Origin of the sequence: Clostridium tarantellae (assembly GCF_009295725.1) — a bacterium.
In the GTDB taxonomy this organism is placed as follows: domain Bacteria; phylum Bacillota; class Clostridia; order Clostridiales; family Clostridiaceae; genus Sarcina; species Sarcina tarantellae.
The window spans coordinates 1-5,683 of record NZ_WHJC01000216.1; the positions used below are offsets into that span (position 1 = coordinate 1).

3 protein-coding genes are annotated in these 5,683 nt (G+C 25.6%); all 3 read left to right on the forward strand.

What is annotated here, in order from left to right:
- Window positions 1-255 precede the first annotated feature (255 nt).
- On the forward strand, window positions 256-1,731 hold the full coding sequence (locus GBZ86_RS11825; protein WP_152890915.1) for an ABC transporter substrate-binding protein: 1,476 nt from the start codon (window positions 256-258) through the stop codon (window positions 1,729-1,731).
- A gap of 243 nt (window positions 1,732-1,974) precedes the next feature.
- Window positions 1,975-2,325, forward strand: coding sequence for a hypothetical protein (locus tag GBZ86_RS11830; protein WP_152890916.1), 351 nt, complete (start codon window positions 1,975-1,977; stop codon window positions 2,323-2,325).
- 122 nt (window positions 2,326-2,447) lie between these two features.
- On the forward strand, window positions 2,448-5,516 hold the full coding sequence (locus tag GBZ86_RS11835) for an exo-alpha-sialidase (RefSeq protein ID WP_152890918.1): 3,069 nt from the start codon (window positions 2,448-2,450) through the stop codon (window positions 5,514-5,516).
- The last annotated feature ends 167 nt before the right edge of the window (window positions 5,517-5,683 follow it).

Here is a 5,683-nt window from a genome sequence, read left to right on the forward strand (position 1 = left end):
TGCTTATTAGTCATACCTAAAAATAAATTTTAAAATAATATTTCTAGGTAACAAAAAGCTTTCCCAGAAAAATTTTATTTTCTAGGAAAGCTTGATATAAAAAAATATCTTATCTTAATGACATTGAATAAATTATTACTCTTTTTTCTGTTTTTACTTTTAATTTAAAAAATATATAAATAATTTTATGATTAATGTAATATAAATATAATGTAAACGTTATTATTGATTTTATGGAATTTTAGGAGGAATATTATGACAAAGATAAAGAGATTGTTAGCAGTTACAGTAGCAACATTAATGGCTACAACAATTTTAGTTGGATGTGGAAATAGTTCAAATTCATCTAAAGATCAGAATAAAGATTTAGTAACTTTAACTTGGTATACAATTGGTGAATCACCAAAGGATTTAGATATTGTTCAAAGTAAGCTTAATGAATATTTAGATGAGAAAATAGATGTTAATGTGGATATGAGGTTTATAGGTTACGGTGATTATGATCAAAAAATGTCTGTTGTAGTTAATTCTGGTGAAGAGTATGACATAATGTTTACTAACGCTTGGAATTATTTAACTTATGCTAGAAAAGGTGCTTATTTAGACTTAACAGAACTTCTTGAAAATGAAGGCAAAGATATGAAGGAAACTATTGATTCAAGATTTTGGGAGGGAGTTGCTGTAGATGGAAAGATATATGGTGTTCCAGCTCAAAAGGAGCTTGGAGTTGTTCCTATGTGGCGTTTTACTAAGGAATATGTAGATAAGTATAATATTCCTTATGAAGATATTCATTCTTTTGAAGATTTAGAGCCATGGTTAAAAGTTATAAAGGAAAATGAGCCTGATGTAGTTCCGTTTTATGTGGAAGGAACTCATTTCACATCTCAAACTACCTTTGATTATATAGTTGAACCATTAGGAATATCTTATATTGATCCATACAATGAAGATGGAACTTTTAAGATTCAAAATATATTTGAAACTCCTGAAATGGAGAAAACTTTAAAAACCATGCATAAATATTACAAATTAGGATACATTAATCAAGATTCAGCTACTACTAAAGGTAATTCTTCTATTAAAAGATTTGTAACTAAAGCAGATGGACAACCTGGAGCAGATAGGGTTTGGAGTAATAATCTTAAATATGAAGTAGTTACTTCCGATGTAATGGATACTTATATTACAAATACGTCTACTACAGGTTCAGTAATGGCTATTTCTAACACTTCAAAACATCCTGAGAAGGCTGTTGAGTTTTTAAATCTTTTAAATACAGATCCATATGTAAGAAATTTAGTTAATTATGGCATAGAAGGAACTCACTATAATAAAATTGGAGATAATCAGATTAAACTAATTGAAAATAATGAGACTGGTGGATATGGAGTACCCTATTATACATTAGGAAATATGTACCTTCTTAATGTATTAGATAATGAGGATACTAATAAGTGGGAGATGTTTGAAGAATTTAATTCTGCTGCTAAAACTTCACCAATATTAGGATTTAAATTTAATACTGAGCCAGTATCAAATGAAATAGCAGCTATAACTAATGTTCTTAATGAATTTAAAGCTACTTTATATAGTGGTTCTGTGAATGTGGATGAGTATTTACCTAAATTCAATTCTAAATTAAAAGAGCAAGGAATAGAAAAAATACAAAAAGAAATGCAAATACAAATAGATACATGGGCTAAGGAAAATAATAAATTAAATAAGTAATTTCATAAATGAAACTATTATTTTCTAAGTAAATCCATCAGTTTAAACTGATGGATTTTTAAAAATATAATAACTTTAAAAATTTAAGTTTAAGTGGGATTTTTATATTATAATGATAAATTTTAATGCAAAATAATACAAAAAGTACAAAAATATGATAAAATATTAATTGGAAATATTTTATCGTATTTTTGTAAAAGTTTTTGTACGTACTAATAAAATTTTAATAATGAGGAGAATAAAATGAAAAATACTTTTAAAAAATTAAAAAGTAAATTATTAAGTACTACTAAATTACACTTAGAAGAGGATTTTCAGGATGAAAATTTAGATTTAAATGATATTTGTTTTTATGATGAGGATGGAAGATTAAAAGAACTAATAGAAAGAAGACATAATAAAATAATTAACTTTTGCAATAAGATGTTAATTTGGGACATTTTAATTTGTATGTGTTTTTTATTTTTTTACAGTTTAACTTTAAATTTTTTATTTATTATTTTAATAAAGATTATACTTATTAAAATATTTATTACATTTATTATTAAACCAAAAGAAACGTGGAATTTTATTAAAGAGGTTTTTAATGCATAATTTACTAAGTAGCCTATAAGCTTTAAATAGTTTTAGGCTTTTTTTATTTTAATAACATTTTTATAATGCTGTAAACGTATAATTAGTTGAAAGTTTAATTTTAAAAAGGGTGGAGAGTGAATATGTTGAAAAAAAATTTCTTGAAAAAAATTAGTGTATTTTGTACTTTATTTATGTTAAGTATATTTGCAACTAATTTTTCTAAACCAATAAAAATTTTAGCTAATACAATGTTAAATGAATTTACTAATGAAGAATTATTTGAAGAAAGCATTGTTTTTGATAGTAATAAGGATGGCTATGGTTCTACAAGAATACCAGGTATAGTTGTAACTTCTAAAGGAACATTACTAGCTTACTGTGAAGCTAGAAGCAATTATTCTGATTGGGCAACTATGGATATAATTTTAAAAAGAAGTGAAGATGGTGGAGAGACTTGGAGTGAGCCTACAATTTTAGCAAATGGTATTGAAACATCTAGCACTTATAATAATCCTGTTATGATAACTGATGAAGAAACAGGTACAGTGCATATGGTTTATTGTAAGGGATATGCCACTGCATATTATATAAAAAGTGAAGATGATGGACTTACTTGGTCTGAATCCATTGAAATAACAAGTACTTTTGATGAGTTTAAAGATGAATATAATTGGACAGTGATAGCTACAGGGCCTGGACATGGAATAAAACTTGAAAATGGTAGATTACTTGTACCTGTATGGTTATCTTTAAATAAAAGTCATGCACCTTCTGTAGTATCTACTATTTATAGTGATGATAATGGAGTGACATGGCATAGAGGAGATATAATTCCAGCTGAAAGCTATATGCCTAATCCTAACGAGACTACTGCTGTTGAGTTAAATACTGGGGATGTAATGCTTAATATGCGAAATACCTCTTCAACTAAAAAAAGAGCTTTAACTATTAGTGAAAATGGTAATGATAATTGGACAACTCCTGAACATAATGAAGAATTAGATGATGCAATATGTTTTGGAAGTATGGCAAGATTTACTTCTGATGATGAATATTATAACAATAGAATTTTATTTTCTAATATAAATAATACTTCAGGAAGAAGTAATTTAACTATAAAAATGTCTATGGATGAAGGAAAAACTTGGCCTATAACTAGAACAATTTATACTGGTGGAGCAGCTTATTCAGATTTAGCTGTAAGTAATGATAAAAATAAAATATATTGTTTATATGAAAAAGATGGCTATAATAAATTGACTTTAGCTAAATTTAATTTAGAGTGGTTAACTAAAGGTGAACAAAGTTTAGATCCTTTAAATGAAATACCAAAAGAAATTTATTCTATTACCAGTGATATTACACTTGATGATGAATGGACTTCTTTAGATTATTGGAATATTAATGGAAATGGAAGTGTTTCTTTAAACGAAGAAGGAAATCTTAAAATGTTTAGTAATACTAATTCTAATACTTCATTAACTAATACTAATGTAAATATAACAGAAGATTATACTATTGAATTCAAGGTGAAATTTAAAGATTTTGTAGCTGGCTCACTTGGAAATAACGTAACTTTAGGTACTAAGGTTTGTGATGGAAAGTATAGATTAATGTTAGATTTTAAACCTAATGGTATTTATGCTATAACCTCTAATGATGCTTGGACAAAAATTAAAGATATTAATATAGACAATAATTGGCATGATTGGAAAGTGGTTGTGGATAGTGGTAATGGAAAATTATATATGGATAATGAATTTTTATGTGATTTTACTTTAGGTACTAGGAATTCTAATGACTTTTTTGAACATTGGATTAATGGTTTATCTAATGATACTGCTGAAATAGAAGAGGAATATATTAAAATATATAATAATAAAAATGATATAGAAAATCTATCTTTAATTAATACTAGTACTATGATAGCTAGTGCTACTAGTGAAGAATTGGATAAAGAAAATAACTCAGCTAAATCAGTATTAGATAGCAATAAAAACAGTATGTGGCATACTAAGTGGGATGAAGCAAACACATTACCACATTCAATTACTATAAACTTAGGTAGAGAATATGAGTTGAATAAAATAGGATTTTTACCAAGACAAGAGGGGAGTTCTAATGGAATAATTACTGAGTATGAGTTAGCTTTATCTAATGATGGTGTAAATTTTAATAAGATTAGTGAAGGTACTTGGACGTATGGTAATAATTATTCAGATAGAAGTGAAAAAATAGTAACCTTTGATAATACAAAAGCTTCTTATGTTAAATTAATAGCTAAAAAGGGTGTAGGTGGCTTTGCTTCTTTAGCTGAAATGTATTTTTATAGAGATGAAGTTTCTATAATATCAAGTGATAATTTAAATGTAGATACTATATTAGGTAGAGCACCTCTTCTTCCTAAGAAAGTACTAGCTAATTTAAGTAATGGTGAAAATTTATATGTTCCTGTTAAATGGAATGATTATGATATAACTAAATGTAAAGAAGTTGGAAATTTTACTATAGAAGGTTTTGTAAATGGTAGTGACATAAAAGCTAATTGTATAGTTAATGTAAAAGCTAATGCTATGGAATTAAATGAAGAAATAATTATAAAAACTACAATAGGAAAAGCTCCTAATATGCCTGATAAAGCAAATATTAAATATAATGATAATACATTAAAAGAACACAATGTATTATGGGAAGACATAGATTCTTCATTATATAATAAAGAAGGAGAATTTCAGGTTAAAGGAAGAGTTGAAAATACTAATTTAACAATTAATTCTAAGGTGATTGTGGAAAAGAATAATGAATTAACCTTATTAATAAACGAGGCAAAAACTTTAAATAATATTGCTATAGAGGGTTTTGAAGTAGATCAATATCATAAAGGTGCTAAGGTGAATTTAAATAATAGTATATTAGCTGCTGAAGAGGTAAATAATAATTTAAATTCAACAGAAGAAGAATATTTAAAAGCTATAGAAAGCTTAAAGGTAGCAATAGCTAATTTTAATTCTTTAATTATATTAGAAAATACAGGTGATATTAATAATAATGGAAAATTTGATATAGGTGATTTATCTATTATATCAAAACACTATGGCTATAATAATAAAGATATTAATTGGAATGAAATTAACTATTTAGATTTAAATAAAGATAATATTATTGATAAGTATGAAATAGAATTTTTAAACTTTAAAATTCTAAAGTAAGCATGTTCATTTATTAATATATTCATTTATTAATATGTTCATATATAAGCAAAAGAACATATGTTTAACAATCGTATTTTTTTCATTTTTTTATAATATTAATAGGTGTGAATAAGTTAATTTTTAATTATTCATATCTATTTTTTTATAAAATTTATTTTTATTAT